Source organism: Flagellimonas maritima (genome assembly GCF_003269425.1).
GTDB lineage: Bacteria > Bacteroidota > Bacteroidia > Flavobacteriales > Flavobacteriaceae > Flagellimonas > Flagellimonas maritima.
In genome coordinates this window covers 70,148-85,212 of the sequence record NZ_CP030104.1, presented here as the reverse complement: position 1 = coordinate 85,212, position 15,065 = coordinate 70,148, and the positions used below count along the sequence as shown (strand labels likewise).

The following is a 15,065-nucleotide window of genomic DNA, read 5'->3' as shown; positions in this document are numbered from 1 at the left end:
TAAGATAATACTGGCGGAGGTCAAGATGTTTTTCATCTATGTAATTTAAGCTATTTTATTTCATTGACCACTATTCCAAAACGATAAGCTCAGAGTTTCTTCATCTGTTGCTGCATCATCTTTATCTGTTCGGTGAGCATATTGTTCTTGTCCAACTTTTTGGCTTCCTGTAATAACTGCGTTGCTTCCCGTTTTCTTCGTTTCTGCATGGCAATTCCCGCTAAGCTCAATTTTGCCATTGCAACATCATAATCCATAGTAAGTCCGAGTTTCAAAGCCTTTTTAAAATACTTTTCGGCTTGAGTAAGATTCTTTTGGGAGTAAATAATCCCGTGCAGATAATTGTAATATCCCTGTTGCTTCTTAATCAAGGCAGATTCTGGGTTCTTTATTTTTGCCAACCATTTTTGGGTGCCCTCCATATCCTGTTTGCGCATACGCAGGAATGCCATGAGAATCAATTCATTTCTAAAATAAAGGAAAATGAAAACGGCAGCGAGAAAGATCAGGGCGATACCATTGCCAATATACCCCTCTATAAACTGATAAACTGCATAAGCGATGATAAGGGCGGCAATAACGAGTTTTATATTTTTGTTGAACATTTTCCGGAGTGGTTTTACCTTAATTTTAGAGGAGGCAAAAGTAGTAAAAACTATTTTAAATATTTTCTTGTTGAACTTGTCAAAGTAAAAAGTCTTCGTATATTTGCGCCCAGAATTTTTGGAGAAGTTTTAGCTTCCCTACCTTATAAAATCCATTTAAAGAGTTCCGAAAATGAAAAGAACGTATCAGCCGTCAAAAAGGAAGAGAAGAAACAAGCATGGTTTTAGAGAACGCATGGCGACTGCCAATGGTAGAAAGGTTCTTGCTAGAAGAAGAGCCAAAGGAAGAAAAAAACTAACTGTTTCCTCAGAGCCAAGACATAAAAAATAATGACTGTCAATAACTTTTAATTAAAGGTGCTACTTTTCAAGTTTAGCACCTTTTTTTTGACTTATTTTTAAATTTTTAACAACGAGTAATCCTTTAGAATGCCTAAAAGAGAAGATTTAAAATCCATTTTGATAATTGGTTCTGGCCCTATTATTATCGGTCAGGCATGCGAGTTCGACTATTCCGGTTCCCAAGCGCTACGTTCCCTTCGTGAGGACGGTATTGAAACGATTCTGATTAATAGCAATCCGGCTACGATTATGACGGACCCTGCAATGGCGGACCATGTTTACCTTAAACCATTAAACACAAAATCAATCATTGAGATTTTAAAAAAACATCCCAATATCGATGCGGTACTTCCTACCATGGGTGGACAAACTGCTTTGAATTTATGTATTGAAGCGGATGAAAAAGGAATTTGGGAGGATTTCAATGTTGAAATTATTGGTGTGGATATCGATGCCATAAATATTACCGAGGACCGAGAAAAATTTAGGGAACTGATGCTAAAAATAGGTGTGGGAATGGCTCCTCAAGCAACGGCGACCTCATTTTTAAAAGGGAAGGAAATTGCTCAGGAATTTGGTTTTCCGCTGGTAATCCGTGCCTCTTTCACACTCGGCGGGGCAGGGGCATCCATAGTACACGACCCTAAGGATTTTGATGATTTATTGAGCCATGGATTAGAGGTCTCCCCAATACATGAGGTGATGATCGATAAGGCATTGATGGGCTGGAAAGAATATGAACTGGAATTGCTTCGCGATAAAAATGACAACGTAGTAATAATTTGTGCCATAGAGAATATGGATCCAATGGGCATACATACAGGGGATTCGATTACCGTGGCACCGGCAATGACACTTTCGGACCGTACCTATCAGCGTATGCGGGATATGGCAATACATATGATGCGCAGTATCGGGGATTTTGCAGGAGGATGTAATGTGCAATTTGCGGTCAGCCCAGATGAAAAGGAGGATATCATTGCCATAGAAATCAACCCAAGGGTTTCCCGTTCATCGGCCCTGGCTTCCAAAGCTACAGGATATCCAATTGCAAAGATTGCTGCGAAGTTGGCCATAGGTTATAGTTTGGACGAGTTGGAAAACCAGATTACCAAGTCCACTTCGGCCTTGTTCGAACCGACGTTGGATTACGTCATCGTAAAAATTCCAAGATGGAACTTCGACAAGTTTGAAGGTTCTGACAGAACGTTGGGACTCCAGATGAAATCCGTAGGTGAGGTCATGGGTATAGGCCGTTCTTTTCAAGAAGCATTGCACAAGGCTACACAATCATTAGAGATAAAACGTAACGGGTTGGGTGCGGACGGAAAAGGATACACGGATTATGAAACAATCATGCAAAAATTAAAGATTCCCAGTTGGGATAGAGTTTTTGTGATTTATGATGCCATACAGCTTGGAATACCTTTGAAAAGAATCCACGACATCACTAAAATTGATATGTGGTTCTTAAAACAGTATGAAGAACTGCACTATCTAGAGCGGGAAATTTCTAAATATACCATAGAAAGTTTGCCAAAATCTTTCCTTTTGGAAGCCAAGCAAAAAGGTTTTGCAGACAGGCAGATTGCGCATATGCTGGATTGCTATGAAAGTGAAGTGCACAAAAAGCGTACAAATCTGGGGATTAACAGGGTCTATAAATTAGTGGACACCTGCGCTGCAGAGTTCAAGGCGATGACACCGTATTACTATTCCACTTTTGAAGAGGAAATAAAAACAGCAGACGGAAAACGTTACGTGGCCAACGATAGTGAGGTCACGGACAGGAAGAAAATAGTGGTATTGGGTTCTGGACCCAATAGAATTGGACAGGGAATCGAGTTTGATTATTGCTGTGTACATGGGGTTTTGGCGGCAGCGGAGTGCGGTTATGAAACCATTATGATCAATTGCAATCCAGAAACTGTTTCCACGGATTTTGACACGGCGGACAAGCTTTATTTTGAGCCTGTTTTCTGGGAACATATCTATGATATTATCCTTCACGAAAAGCCTGAAGGCGTCATAGTCCAGTTGGGAGGACAGACCGCATTGAAACTGGCCGAGAAGTTGGATAAATACGGTATTAAAATTCTTGGAACCAGTTTTGAGTCCTTGGATTTGGCAGAAGACCGCGGAAGCTTTTCCACATTATTGAAAGAAAACAATATTCCTTATCCAAGATTTGGAGTCGCCGAAACCGCAGACGAAGCTTTGGAACTATCCGATGAACTCAATTTCCCTTTATTAGTGAGGCCTTCCTATGTTTTAGGGGGTCAAGGGATGAAGATCGTCATTAATAAAGAGGAACTGGAAGCGCATGTAGTTGATTTACTAAGGAAAATACCGAACAATAAGTTATTGCTCGATCACTACCTGGACGGTGCTATAGAAGCAGAAGCGGACGCAATTTGTGATGGAGAGGATGTTTATATCATTGGTATTATGGAACACATTGAGCCCTGTGGAATCCATTCAGGTGATTCCAATGCCACATTGCCGCCCTTTAATTTAGGGGAGTTTGTAATGCAACAGATCAAGGACCATACCCGTAAAATTGCTTTGGCGTTGAATACGGTCGGACTCATCAATATCCAGTTTGCCATCAAAGACGATATGGTCTACATTATAGAGGCAAATCCAAGAGCATCCCGTACCGTTCCTTTTATCGCGAAGGCATATGGGGAACCTTATGTAAATTATGCCACTAAAGTGATGCTGGGAGAGAAAAAAATCAAGGATTTTGATTTCAAACCCCATTTGGATGGATATGCTATCAAACAGCCTGTATTTTCATTCAATAAATTTCCTAACGTGAACAAAAACTTGGGGCCTGAAATGAAGAGTACTGGAGAAAGTATTTTGTTTATTGACAGTTTGAAAGATGATGATTTTTATAATCTGTATTCAAGAAGGAAGATGTATTTGAGCAAGTAACCAAACAATTATACAAACAAAGAAGGGGCCGCTTAAGTGGCCCCTTTTTTATATCCAATAACTTTTCTTTTTATTGATTTTCTAATTTTTCCAAGCGCTCTGCCAGTTTATTGATAATTTCGTTTTGACTGCTCAGTACTTTATTGGTTTTCTTTAAACTATCAATTTCCTTTTGTTGTGCTATAGTATAAAGCGTTAGCTCTTCTATTTTTTGTAAAAGCTTTGCGTTCATCACTCCCAAATCTATGCCATCCTGTTTAACATTTTCTGCATTTGGTATATTGGGAAGGTGTCTGTACGCTTTAATAAAACTCTCTACTTCACTTAAAGGCTTTAGATTGAACTCTTCATCAAAGACAAAATCCGGCCATTCCCCTTCGAGCTCTACTTTAACGCCCTCAGCAATTACATCTCCTCCAACAGCCAACATATATCCTTGGGTATCTAAAGTCCCTATACCTACGTTTCCAGTATTGTAGAATAAGTCATTGGCAGTTGAGTCCCATTGTGAACCAATAATTTCCGTTCCATCTTGAAGAATGCTTGTTGCATTTAAAGTTCCTGCTACATCAAGTTCAAAACCAGGAGTTAAAGTCCCAATACCCACGCTCCCCGATGCAGGAAATAAATTTTGGCAATACATTGAGGATGTAACCAAAAAGAAAAATAAAATATTTAGGAGTAATGTTTTTTTCATGATTTTCGGTGTGATTTTTTTATATATTCTTAAACTAAATATTGGTCTATTCTTTAAACCTACTCGTATTCCCTAAGCTCAAATGACAAATTGCTAAAATTATCTGCAAATACATTTATTCCGTTCTGCAGCTCAATCCTTACTTGATTGTCACCTATCAATTCCCCCCTAACGCCAGTATGGGTGGTGGGGGTAGTAAAGAAAATTACAGTTTTTCCAATAATCACAGGATTGTCAAGCGTACCAACATATTGACCTGGAGCATCCCTGGTCCAGTCTATAGTAAGACCCAAACTGTTCTCAACGATGTCACTTTGTGGGTCATCTGTTCCACTTTGGCTAATCAGTGACACATAAGAGCTATAACTAAGATTGCTATTATCACCGTTGCACAAAAATTCAGACGTATCAACCTCATTTGCGTCCAATTGTCCATTTGCATTAGTGTCCAACCCCGCTTCTATTTTGAATCCCCCATTGGAACAATTAGTTCCAGGCTGTTCGATTACTGTAGAGATCAGACTATTGAGTCCATCGGTACCATCAGTTCCATCAGTTCCGTTTGTACCATCTGCACCATCTTCTGAGCTACACGAGAAAAGCGAAGCTAAAACTATAATTATCAAAAACTTAAAAGAAAAGTTTGTTTTCATGGGGTTTTTGTATTGTTGAGGTTGTTCCAAAACAAAATTAGGAAACCCTAACCATAAGATTCTGTTTAATTAAAGAAAATTGATAGGATTTTAGATAAAAGGGATAATCTCTTGGATAAACGGGATGTCGGTGCCACAGGATTACATCAATTCAATGCTCTCAAGTAAGACCTGAACTTTTTATGACCTAGAATAAAAATTTAATCTTACTGAATAGTTGATATACCATAGAACATTTTATAAGCCCCATTCTGTATGAAAAATACCTTTTCTATCCAACCGTTCGTAGGTGTGTGACCCAAAATAATCGCGTTGGGCCTGAATTAGGTTAAGCGGTAGTCGGGTACTCGTATAAGCATCAAAGTAGGTGAGCGCATTGGAAAGGCCAGGTAGGGGAATACCATTTTTTGCGCCGTAGGCCACCAGCTCTCGTACCGAGTCCACAGTTTCTTGAACTTTTTCAACAAAATACGTGGACAGCAATAGATTTTGTAAATTTTCATCAGCTTTGAAAGCATCTGCAATATCTGCCAATAGTGCCGCACGAATTATACAACCTGCCCGCCAGATTTTTGCAATTTCTGTAAGTTTCAATTCATATCCGTATTCTTTTGATGCATCGGCCAATTGATGCATCCCTTGGGCATAGGTTATGATAAATGCGAAATACAGAGCATTTTCCGCCTTAACAATCAACTCCTTTTTATCAAAAGATTCTGGAGTAGGGCGGTCATATAGTTCATCTGCCTTTATTCGTTCTGATTTTAAGGCTGAAATCTCCCGCATGCTAACGGCAATATCGATTGTGGGAACAGGAATTCCCAAATCCATAGCATTTTGCGATGTCCATTTCCCTGTTCCTTTCTGTTTTGCTTTGTCCAGAATTTGATCTACCAAATTGCCATTGCCAAATTCATCCTTTTGCTCGAATATTTTCGAAGTTATCTCAACTAAAAACGACTGTAATCTACCCTCATTCCATAAAGCGTAGGTTTTATGAAGTTCTTCATTGGTTAAGCTACCAGCTTTTCTAAGCAAGTCATAAATTTCAGAGGTCAATTGCATTAGCCCATATTCAATACCATTGTGAACCATTTTTACATAATTACCAGCGGATTTTGGACCTAAATAGGTTACACAGGGTTCTCCTTTGTATTTAGCAGAAACGGCTTCAAAAATTGGTTTTACATGTTGATAGGCATCCCGTGAACCTCCAGGCATGATACTGGGTCCCTTTCGTGCACCTTTTGCACCACCTGAAACTCCTGCTCCAAAAAAATTGATGCCCTTTTCTTTAAGGTATGCTTCCCTTCGATCTGTATCTGTAAAAAATGAATTTCCACCATCAATAATAATATCACCTTCGTCCAAATGGGGAAGCAGACTTTCAATTACGATATCCACTACTTTACCTGCTGGAACCAATAACATAATTTTTCTGGGAGTTTTTAATGCCTTGATAAATTCAGTTACAGCAACACTGGCATTGATCTTGTTTTCGTCACCACCCAATTTGATTAGTGCTTTGACTTTTTCTGGATCCAAATCATTGCCGAAAGCCGTAAAACCATTATCGGCCACATTAAGAATAAAATTTTGTCCCATTACCCCAAGGCCCACGAGCCCAAAATCATATGTATCTGCCATGTTCTCTGTTTTAATGTCTTATGTTAAGACTACACTAAGTACGCTATTTATTCAATTCCGAACCTAAAATAAACGTTATATTCGTTAAGCTCAAAATTATATGGCAATGTCGGATATCTTTTAAGAAATAATCGGACAATCCAAAGAATTTTGTGAGATAAAAAATTTTGCACATAATTATGAAAAAGACCGATAGTCAGATGCTTATTATATTCGGTGCATCAGGCGATTTGACCGCCAGAAAGCTTATTCCCGCATTGTTCAATTTATATATTGCAGAACAGCTACCGGATAATTTTGTTGTTTTGGGAGCCAGCAGAAGCAATCTCTCGGACGAAGAGTTTAGGGGCAAAGTGGTTTATGATAGCACTTATTTAAAAGAGAAAATCAAAGAACTGGACAAGAAACAAGTTGAGGATTTCGCCAACAAGCTGTTTTATGAGGACCTTGGTGATGACTATGCTTCTGATTATGAGGGTTTGTCCAAACGTATTGAAACTTTGAACGATTCCCACGATACAGAACATAATTACATGTTCTACTTGTCCACACCTCCAAGTATTGTCGAAACCGTAGCAAAAAACCTTTCTGAATACAACCTAAACGATGAATCCAAAGGTTTTAAAAGACTGATTGTGGAGAAACCTTTCGGTTATAATTTGGAAACTGCAAAGAATCTTAACAATGGTTTACAACAATATTTCAAAGAGCCACAGATTTACAGGATTGATCATTATCTGGGCAAGGAAACGGTACAAAACCTATTGGTAACACGTTTTTCCAATAGTATTTTTGAACCATTATGGAACCGTAATTATATTCATCATGTAGAAATTACCAACGCTGAGAGTGTTGGTGTGGAGAAGCGTGGGGGATATTATGATAAATCCGGTGCCCTACGGGACATGTTTCAGAACCACTTATTGCAAATAGTTTCATTGGTTGTCATGGAACCCCCAATTGGTGATCAGCCTGAAGAAATCAGAAATGAGAAGGTGAAGGCATTGAAATCCTTGCGGGTCATGCGAGACGAGCAGACGCTTTTCAATAATACCATTCGCGCCCAATATGTTTCTTCTGAAATTGATGGAGAAAAGGTAAAAGGTTATCGTGAGGAGGATGGTGTAGACCCGAACTCGACCACTGAAACCTACGCCGCGATTAAATTTTTCGTAGATAATTGGCGATGGCACGGGGTTCCATTTTACGTACGTACGGCTAAGCGCATGCCAACCAAAGTGACCGAGGTCATTATTCATTTTAAAACACCGCACCATCAAATTTTTCAGGACTCTGGCGTAAATAGTAAGGACAATAAACTTATAATCCGTATTCAACCTGATGAGGGCATATTGGTCAAATTCGGTGTTAAGGTTCCTGGTCAAGGTTTTAAGGTGGAACGGGCGAATCTGGATTTCTACTACTCCAGTTTGGCGCAAACTTATGTCATGGAGGCATATGAGCGACTTTTGCTTGATGCCATGCAGGGTGACGCTACACTTTATGCACGTGCAGATGAGGTAGAGGCTGCATGGGAATTTGTAGACCCTATTTTGGATTATTGGAAAAATGGCAAAGATGTGCGCATGTACGGTTATGCAGCAGGCGTCTGGGGCCCTGAAAATGCAGATGAGCTTATTGACGATTTAGGATTCTGGAGGAATCCTGGAAAAAATTTAGCTGATGACCCTGGGTATTGTGTTATTTGTTAGGAGTTAGGAGTTAGGAGTTAGGAGTTAGGAGTTAGCGGACATATGACAGAAGAAGAATCATGAACAAAGTAGTTTACAAAATTAATTGTCATGGAGTTAAAAATCTACAAGGATAAAAACGAGGTTGCTCAACATTTTTCAGCATATTTTTCTGAATTGTTTAAAGATAAATCTACATTTCATGTAGCGCTATCGGGTGGAAGTACGCCCAAAGTTGTTTTTGATGTATTGGCTGCGGATTTTTCCTCTAAAATTGATTGGACTAAAATTCATTTTTACTGGGGAGATGAACGGTGCGTTCCACCTTCGGATGATGAAAGCAATTATAAAATGACTATGGAACATCTGTTTTCAAAAATTGATGTGCCCAAAGAGAACATCCATAGAATTTTAGGTGAAAAAGAGCCACTACTAGAAGCAATGCGATATGGCGGGTTATTGGAGAAAAATCTACCATCACAAAACGGAACTCCCCAATTTGATTTGGTGATTCTGGGAATGGGCGATGATGGCCATACTGCATCTATTTTCCCCCATGAAATTGAATTATGGGACTCAAGCAGAAATTGTGAGGTTGCCGTACATCCAGATTCAGGACAAAAAAGGGTGACTATTACTGGGAAAATCATAAACGCAGCTAGTCAAGTAGCATTTTTGGTAACGGGAAGCGGAAAAGCAGAAAAAGTAAAAGCGATTATTGAAAAACAGGAAGACTTTAAAAAGTATCCAGCTTCTTTAGTAAGTCCAGATTCTGGAAATCTGATTTGGTTTTTGGATGGAGATGCCGCTACAGGAATTTCTTAGTCAAAATTTATTTTTACGTTTTCATCTTGTAAAAACCGAATATATTCGTCCACTTCAAAATTAGAGGATTCGTATTTTGAATCACGGTAGTTTGCTGAGGCTTTTCTTTCTTTACTTCTTGCAAACCGTCGTATGCCTTGTTTACCGTTTAAAAGTAACCCTGGAATAACGATATTTTTTCCAGCCTCATCTTTGGCCACCATTGTAAAATAGGAAGAATTACAGTGTTTCGTTTCACCTGTGGTAATATTTTCAGATTCTACACGTACTCCTACAACCATTGAAGTCCGCCCAGTATAATTGATAGATGCCTTTAAGGTGACCAGTTCACCAACTTCAATCGGATTTAAAAAATCCACACGATTGACAGAAGCGGTTACACAATAGGCCTGTGAATGTTTGGAAGCGCAAGCAAATGCAATTTGGTCCATTAAATTTAAGATATGACCCCCGTGCACCTTTCCTCCAAAATTGGAATGGGAAGGGAGCATAAGTTCCGTAATCTCCACTTTGGATTCTTCAGCGCTCTTGAATTTCTTCATATCAATTTCCAAAATGGGGAGATTTCTCTTCTTCTACTTCGGTAATGAAATACTTGGTATCTCCCAACCAAAAGAAAGTAGCGTAGCGCTCTTTATAGGTTACCTTTACGTAATGTCCTTGATATTCCTTTAGCTTCTGAATGACCTCACTTTTATTGTCCTGAACGGAAAATTTAAAGATTTGGGCTCCAGAAATCCCTTGGCTGATTTCTCCTTCCCACGTCTTGACCAGCACACCTTTTCTGCTAAATTTTATCAATTCTCCAGAGCGATATCCTTCACTAAATGGAACATAATAAATGAACGCGAAGTAAACTACAAATGCCAACAAGATGACCGAAATGGTTATAAATATTGCTTTTCTCATAATTAAATTTCAAGTTTTGGTTCTTGGTAGTCGTCTTCTTCGGCGCGTTTTAGGATAGGTTCCGGAATGGATTTTTTTGCCTTTGCACCCATTTTTTTTAGTTTTTCAATACTGGTCACAATGTTTCCTCGACCGTCAACCAATTTGTTCATTGCACCTCGGTATTCTGTTTTCGCCTCATCCATTTTTTTGCCCACTTTTGTCAAATCTGTTACAAAACCTTCAAATTTATCGTACAGGGCACCTGCCTGTCGAGCAATTTCAATGGCGTTCTTTTGTTGTTTTTCATTGTTCCACATACTGTCTATGGTTCGCAAGGTGGCCAACAAAGTTGATGGTGTCACAATAACAATATTTTGTTCAAACGCTTTGTTGTACAACGAGTTATCCTGGTTTATTGCAACAGCAAAAGCAGGTTCAATTGGAACAAAAAGAAGAACAAAGTCAGGACTTTCCATCTCATACAGATCTTCGTATTTTTTAGCGGAAAGTTGTTCTACGTGTTTTCTTAGTGAATTGATATGGTCCTTTAAGTATTTTTCCTTTAATTCTTCTTCAGCATTCGTGTAACGCTCATAATCCGTTAGTGACACTTTGGAATCGACCACCATCTTTTTTCCATCTGGAAGGTGGATGATGACGTCTGGCATTACGCGTGAGCCATCTTCCCGTAAAAAGCTCTGTTGCACACTGTACTCCCTATCTTTTTCCAGTCCTGACTTTTCCAATACGCGCTCCAAGACCAGTTCCCCCCAATTCCCCTGCATTTTGCTATCGCCTTTTAAAGCCTTGGTCAAGTTTTCTGCCTCTTGGGTAATTTTTAGGTTTTGGCTTTGAAGATTCAATAATTGTTCCCTTAAGGCCGAGTGGATACTGATATTCTCTTTTTGTGAGGCTTCAACTTTTTTCTCGAACAGTTGAATTTTTTCTTGTAATGGATTCAGAATTTGTTTAATGTTCTTTTGGTTTTGTTCTGTAAACTTAGTGCTTTTCTCTTCCAATATTTTTGAGGCGAGAATTTCAAAATCCTTCGCGAACTTCTCCTGTAATTTTTCTACCTCTTCTTTCTGCTCGGTATTTATACGCTCTAAATTTTCTAAATCAGCTTGATGACGTACAATCTGGTTTCCCAGCTGCTCTTTTTCCAATTGCAGCTGTTTTTTTTCAGTATCTGTTGAAAGCAATCTGTCATTTAAGGTGGTGACGGCATTGTTCAATTGTTGTTCACGCTCTTGCCAAACACTTTCATTGGAGCTGGTTTTTAATTTTTGGATGTAGATACCCAGAAATAAACCAACAATGGCTGCGAGTATACCAACAATTACATAAATCAATTCACTACTCATAAAATTTTTTTCTTAGGATAAAGATAAAGGATTCCTGACTACAGAAAAGTGGGAAACTAACTTACTTTTTTATTTTAAATGAACCTGTTTTGGCATCAAAGTGAACCATTTCTGAAGGGAAAAGCCTTTCAAAACACTTTTGCTCGATTAGTTGACAAGGTTCACCAAAAGGATTTTCTGCACCATCCAAAATCAATATTTTATCACATAATTGAATGGCCAAATCAATTTCATGGGTTGTGAAAACAATGGTTTTCCGTTTTTCATGGGCAAGCTGCTGAAGTAATTTTAAAATTTGGACTTTGTGGAACAAATCCAAATGGGTCGTTGGTTCATCCAATACTATAATTGGTGTGTCCTGTGCCATAGCTCGGGCAATCAATACGCGTTGAAGCTGTCCGTCACTGAGTTCGTGGCATTTACGATAGCGTAAGTCGTTCAGTAAAAAAGTACTCAAACTCTCCTCAATTTGGCTTTTATCTTTTTTTGTTAAAGTGCCAATCCAGTTTGTATAGGGTTGCCTGCCGAGTGCAATGAGTTCTTCTACGGTCAGATTTTTTGAGGCGGGCTGCTCCGTCAGGACCAAACTAAGTTTTTGCGCCAGTTCCAGCGAAGTATATGAGGTCAGGTTTTTCTCGTCAATGGTCATAGTGCCGGATAAATTGGGCTGGAGATTTCCAAGGGTACGTAAAAGTGTTGATTTTCCAACTCCGTTTGCGCCGACCATGGCACACAATTCACCTGATTCCAAAGAAAAATTAATTTGTTTGGCAACTACCGTGGATTTATAGCCGATTGCTAAGTTTTCAACCGATATTTTATATTTTTTCAGTTCCGTCATCAAAATAGCATTCTTCGTTTTCTAACCAACAGCCAAATGACCACTGGCGCACCGATTAAGGAGGTTACAGCGTTTATGGGTAGGACATTGGCAGAATTGGGCAACTGTGCAATGGTGTCACATAGCAGCATCAATATAGCACCGTAGAGAAATACCGAAGGTATTAAGATTCGATGCTCCATCGTATTAAAAATTTGTCTGGTAAGGTGGGGAACAGCTAAACCAACAAAAGCTATGGGGCCTGCAAAAGCCGTGATTCCACCCGCTAGAATCCCTGTGGCGATGATAATCAATAATCTGGATTTTTTTAAAGAGATGCCCAAGCTCTGAGCATAATTTTCACCTAGCAGAAAAGCGTTCAGTTTTTTTATGGAAAAAACACTCAATAAAACCCCTATTGCCACAAGACTGCTCAAAATGATCAGCTGTTGTAGCGATAAATTTCCTACGCTGCCAAAAGACCAAAAAATAAATCGTTGAAGGTTTTCCGCAGTGGAAAAATAGGCTAGAACACTAACTATTGCTGCAGTAATGCTTCCGAACATTAAACCAATAATCAATAATGCCATGGTGTCCTTTACTCGATTTGCCACTATCATGACCACAAGCAATACCAAAAAACTTCCAATACTCGCTGCAACTGCCAAAGAAGCATCGTTCAGAATAGTGAACGAAGCAAGCCCCGTAACAACTGATGCCCCCATCAATAGCAATGCAGCACCCAGACTGGCTCCAGAACTAATGCCCAAAACAAAAGGTCCAGCGAGTGGATTGCGAAAAAGTGTTTGCATTAACAGACCACTTAAAGATAAACCTCCACCGACCAAAATTGCGGTAAATGCCTTTGGGATGCGATAGTTCCAGATAATATAGTTCCATGATTCAGTTTCTACACTACCAATGAACAAGGAAGTCAACACATCATTAAAGGGTATGTTGACAGACCCCGAACTTATGTTCAATAGCCATGCAAAGACCAGAGCCAATAAAATGAGCGCAAACGAAATACGATATGAATTGCGGTGTTGCATCTATTGTAAAGGCAAGTAAAAGTTGGGCTCGTGCTCTTGTAAAAGTTCTGGATGAAGGATGGAGATTAAATCCTTAAGAACCAAATCTGGCCTTTGTGGCGCCAGCTCATAAAAAAGAAGTCCGCCAGTAGCGCCTTTATTGACGGCATTTGAATATATCTTTTTATTTGAAAAAGCCTTAAATCTTTTGTAATGGGAATTTGCTTTTTCCAATGCGTCATAAGTTGTGTGCAAGGAAGGGTTTAACCAAAATTCGGCCTGTTGACCTTTTTCCAATACAGCTTCCAAACTCATGCCAATGCTTCCTTGTTCTTCAGTATCTGACCAAATATAATTGGAATTGGCATCTTCCAAAAATTTTGCCATCCAGCTTTTGCCGCCTGATATGTACCATACGTCTTTATACAATCCACCTGTTAAGACTGTCGGTTTTTGGGTTGCTCTCAGTGCTAAAAGTTTTGCATTATTATATGATTCTTCAATATTCTTGAAAATACTGTCCGCTATTTTTTCTTTTTGAAAGAATGGTGCAAAAAACTTAATCCATTCTGATTTTCCCAAAGGTGTTTCTTCTATCCATTCACCATTGTATACCACGGGTACTCCTGAACGTTTTAATGTTTCATAGGCCTTATTGGTATCATTTATGCCAAATCCCACAACTACTCCTGGATTTAACTCAAGTACTACTTCGGTATTGATATTTTCATTGGTTCCCAATTCCATAATCTGTCCAGAATCTATAAGCTCCCTGGTTGCGGAAGAAGAAATCAAGTTGGTATTGGGGAAACCTTTTATTGTTTTTAGTTCTCCCAATGCTTCCAAGGATGGAATATGTGTTGTGGAGGTGACTACCATGCTTTTTACAGGGGTAGCCACTATAGCATCATATTCATCACGGGAAAGTGTTATGGTTGCTATTTTTTCTTTAGGTACCAGCGCATATTTAAACGTAGTTTCAGTACCTGGCCAAGGTGATGTTACTTCGATTACCGTGAAATTTGCATTTGATTCCACCGAAAAACCTGTAGCATGATAGATTTTGGTTTTCGTACCACTTTGTTCAATTGGTATAGGCTTCTTTTTTTTAGCGCAACCAGATAAAAAAAGTATAAAAAAAGCTGTGAAAAAGGCAATTGATAATCGTTTTCTTGACATAGCCTCAAATGTAAGATTATTTAACTTTTACAGAAAAAGATTAAACAGAATCCTTACTTTCGCACTGAATTTTGGTTTGACCCAATCACAAGAATTTTGATTTTGGAACCTATATAGGTTTAAGAAACAGATTTGGGATGACTGTGTCGATTAAAAGGGAATCCGGTGAAAATCCGGAACTGTTCCCGCAACTGTAAATTCATGCCAAGAGTTTCTTGGCACCTTGTTACCAACGAGGATGTTGTTTACTTCATAGCCACTGCTTGTGCCAAGGAGAAAAGTAAAGCACGAGTGGGAAGGCAAAACAGCATTGAACAAGTCAGGAGACCTGCCAAATTCAAACAAAGCATGTTAAACTTTCGGGACAAAGGTTTACGTAT

General features: G+C 39.1%; 14 protein-coding genes and 1 riboswitch. Of the genes, 4 read left to right on the top strand and 10 right to left on the bottom strand.

The window, feature by feature from the left end:
• Positions 1 to 89: 89 nt before the first annotated feature.
• Complete coding sequence (locus tag HME9304_RS00380; protein WP_112376700.1) at positions 90 to 605, bottom strand: DUF2892 domain-containing protein; 516 nt, start codon at positions 603 to 605, stop codon at positions 90 to 92.
• Positions 606 to 777: 172 nt separating this feature from the next.
• On the opposite strand from HME9304_RS00380, the gene rpmH reads away from it, so the two are divergent.
• On the top strand, positions 778 to 936 hold the full coding sequence (gene rpmH / locus HME9304_RS00375; RefSeq protein ID WP_082433296.1) for a 50S ribosomal protein L34: 159 nt from the start codon (positions 778 to 780) through the stop codon (positions 934 to 936).
• A gap of 98 nt (positions 937 to 1,034) precedes the next feature.
• Complete coding sequence (carB, locus tag HME9304_RS00370; RefSeq protein ID WP_112376699.1) at positions 1,035 to 3,887, top strand: carbamoyl-phosphate synthase large subunit; 2,853 nt, start codon at positions 1,035 to 1,037, stop codon at positions 3,885 to 3,887.
• Between the two features lie 70 nt (positions 3,888 to 3,957).
• On the opposite strand, the gene HME9304_RS00365 is transcribed toward carB, so the two are convergent.
• The 3 genes from HME9304_RS00365 to gndA form a co-directional block, all read right to left on the bottom strand.
• Positions 3,958 to 4,584: a hypothetical protein gene (locus HME9304_RS00365; protein ID WP_123877296.1), complete on the bottom strand. Its 627-nt coding sequence runs from the start codon at positions 4,582 to 4,584 to the stop codon at positions 3,958 to 3,960.
• A gap of 59 nt (positions 4,585 to 4,643) precedes the next feature.
• On the bottom strand, positions 4,644 to 5,237 hold the full coding sequence (locus HME9304_RS00360) for a DUF7151 family protein (protein ID WP_112376697.1): 594 nt from the start codon (positions 5,235 to 5,237) through the stop codon (positions 4,644 to 4,646).
• Positions 5,238 to 5,474: 237 nt separating this feature from the next.
• Positions 5,475 to 6,884, bottom strand: a complete 1,410-nt coding sequence (gene gndA / locus HME9304_RS00355; RefSeq protein ID WP_112376696.1) for an NADP-dependent phosphogluconate dehydrogenase — start codon at positions 6,882 to 6,884, stop codon at positions 5,475 to 5,477.
• A gap of 179 nt (positions 6,885 to 7,063) precedes the next feature.
• On the opposite strand from gndA, the gene zwf reads away from it, so the two are divergent.
• Both zwf and pgl read left to right on the top strand, forming a co-directional pair.
• Positions 7,064 to 8,596 (top strand): glucose-6-phosphate dehydrogenase, encoded by a 1,533-nt coding sequence (gene zwf / locus HME9304_RS00350; protein ID WP_112376695.1) that lies wholly within the window; start codon positions 7,064 to 7,066, stop codon positions 8,594 to 8,596.
• Between the two features lie 90 nt (positions 8,597 to 8,686).
• A complete protein-coding gene (gene pgl / locus HME9304_RS00345) occupies positions 8,687 to 9,400 on the top strand; it encodes a 6-phosphogluconolactonase (protein ID WP_112376694.1) in 714 nt (237 codons plus the stop codon).
• On the opposite strand, the gene HME9304_RS00340 is transcribed toward pgl, so the two are convergent.
• From HME9304_RS00340 to HME9304_RS00315, 6 genes are all read right to left on the bottom strand, one after another.
• Positions 9,397 to 9,942, bottom strand: a complete 546-nt coding sequence (locus HME9304_RS00340; RefSeq protein ID WP_112376693.1) for an acyl-CoA thioesterase — start codon at positions 9,940 to 9,942, stop codon at positions 9,397 to 9,399. The genes pgl and HME9304_RS00340 overlap by 4 nt on opposite strands.
• Position 9,943: 1 nt before the next feature.
• Positions 9,944 to 10,309, bottom strand: a complete 366-nt coding sequence (locus HME9304_RS00335; RefSeq protein ID WP_112376692.1) for a 6-phosphogluconate dehydrogenase — start codon at positions 10,307 to 10,309, stop codon at positions 9,944 to 9,946.
• A 2-nt stretch (positions 10,310 to 10,311) separates the two neighbouring features.
• Positions 10,312 to 11,655 carry a DNA recombination protein RmuC gene (locus HME9304_RS00330; protein WP_112376691.1) on the bottom strand — a complete coding sequence of 448 codons (1,344 nt, stop codon included), beginning with the start codon at positions 11,653 to 11,655 and terminating at the stop codon, positions 10,312 to 10,314.
• A 61-nt stretch (positions 11,656 to 11,716) separates the two neighbouring features.
• On the bottom strand, positions 11,717 to 12,496 hold the full coding sequence (locus HME9304_RS00325; RefSeq protein ID WP_112376690.1) for an ABC transporter ATP-binding protein: 780 nt from the start codon (positions 12,494 to 12,496) through the stop codon (positions 11,717 to 11,719).
• Positions 12,496 to 13,527, bottom strand: coding sequence for a FecCD family ABC transporter permease (locus HME9304_RS00320; RefSeq protein ID WP_112376689.1), 1,032 nt, complete (start codon positions 13,525 to 13,527; stop codon positions 12,496 to 12,498). Before HME9304_RS00320 ends, HME9304_RS00325 begins: the two co-directional genes overlap by 1 nt.
• On the bottom strand, positions 13,528 to 14,685 hold the full coding sequence (locus tag HME9304_RS00315) for an ABC transporter substrate-binding protein (protein ID WP_112376688.1): 1,158 nt from the start codon (positions 14,683 to 14,685) through the stop codon (positions 13,528 to 13,530).
• A gap of 111 nt (positions 14,686 to 14,796) precedes the next feature.
• A riboswitch (cobalamin riboswitch) is annotated at positions 14,797 to 15,035 on the top strand.
• The last annotated feature ends 30 nt before the right edge of the window (positions 15,036 to 15,065 follow it).

What these genes read in the sequence shown, in the direction of transcription:
- carB (WP_112376699.1), top strand. Translation starts at nt 1,035, where the DNA reads ATGCCTAAAAGAGAAGATTTAAAATCCATTTTGATAATTGGTTCTGGC.
- HME9304_RS00365 (WP_123877296.1), bottom strand. Translation starts at nt 4,584, where the DNA reads ATGAAAAAAACATTACTCCTAAATATTTTATTTTTCTTTTTGGTTACA.
- HME9304_RS00380 (WP_112376700.1), bottom strand. Translation starts at nt 605, where the DNA reads ATGTTCAACAAAAATATAAAACTCGTTATTGCCGCCCTTATCATCGCT.
- HME9304_RS00325 (WP_112376690.1), bottom strand. Translation starts at nt 12,496, where the DNA reads ATGACGGAACTGAAAAAATATAAAATATCGGTTGAAAACTTAGCAATC.
- HME9304_RS00315 (WP_112376688.1), bottom strand. Translation starts at nt 14,685, where the DNA reads ATGTCAAGAAAACGATTATCAATTGCCTTTTTCACAGCTTTTTTTATA.
- zwf (WP_112376695.1), top strand. Translation starts at nt 7,064, where the DNA reads ATGAAAAAGACCGATAGTCAGATGCTTATTATATTCGGTGCATCAGGC.
- pgl (WP_112376694.1), top strand. Translation starts at nt 8,687, where the DNA reads ATGGAGTTAAAAATCTACAAGGATAAAAACGAGGTTGCTCAACATTTT.
- HME9304_RS00335 (WP_112376692.1), bottom strand. Translation starts at nt 10,309, where the DNA reads ATGAGAAAAGCAATATTTATAACCATTTCGGTCATCTTGTTGGCATTT.
- HME9304_RS00330 (WP_112376691.1), bottom strand. Translation starts at nt 11,655, where the DNA reads ATGAGTAGTGAATTGATTTATGTAATTGTTGGTATACTCGCAGCCATT.
- HME9304_RS00320 (WP_112376689.1), bottom strand. Translation starts at nt 13,527, where the DNA reads ATGCAACACCGCAATTCATATCGTATTTCGTTTGCGCTCATTTTATTG.
- HME9304_RS00340 (WP_112376693.1), bottom strand. Translation starts at nt 9,942, where the DNA reads ATGAAGAAATTCAAGAGCGCTGAAGAATCCAAAGTGGAGATTACGGAA.
- rpmH (WP_082433296.1), top strand. Translation starts at nt 778, where the DNA reads ATGAAAAGAACGTATCAGCCGTCAAAAAGGAAGAGAAGAAACAAGCAT.
- gndA (WP_112376696.1), bottom strand. Translation starts at nt 6,884, where the DNA reads ATGGCAGATACATATGATTTTGGGCTCGTGGGCCTTGGGGTAATGGGA.
- HME9304_RS00360 (WP_112376697.1), bottom strand. Translation starts at nt 5,237, where the DNA reads ATGAAAACAAACTTTTCTTTTAAGTTTTTGATAATTATAGTTTTAGCT.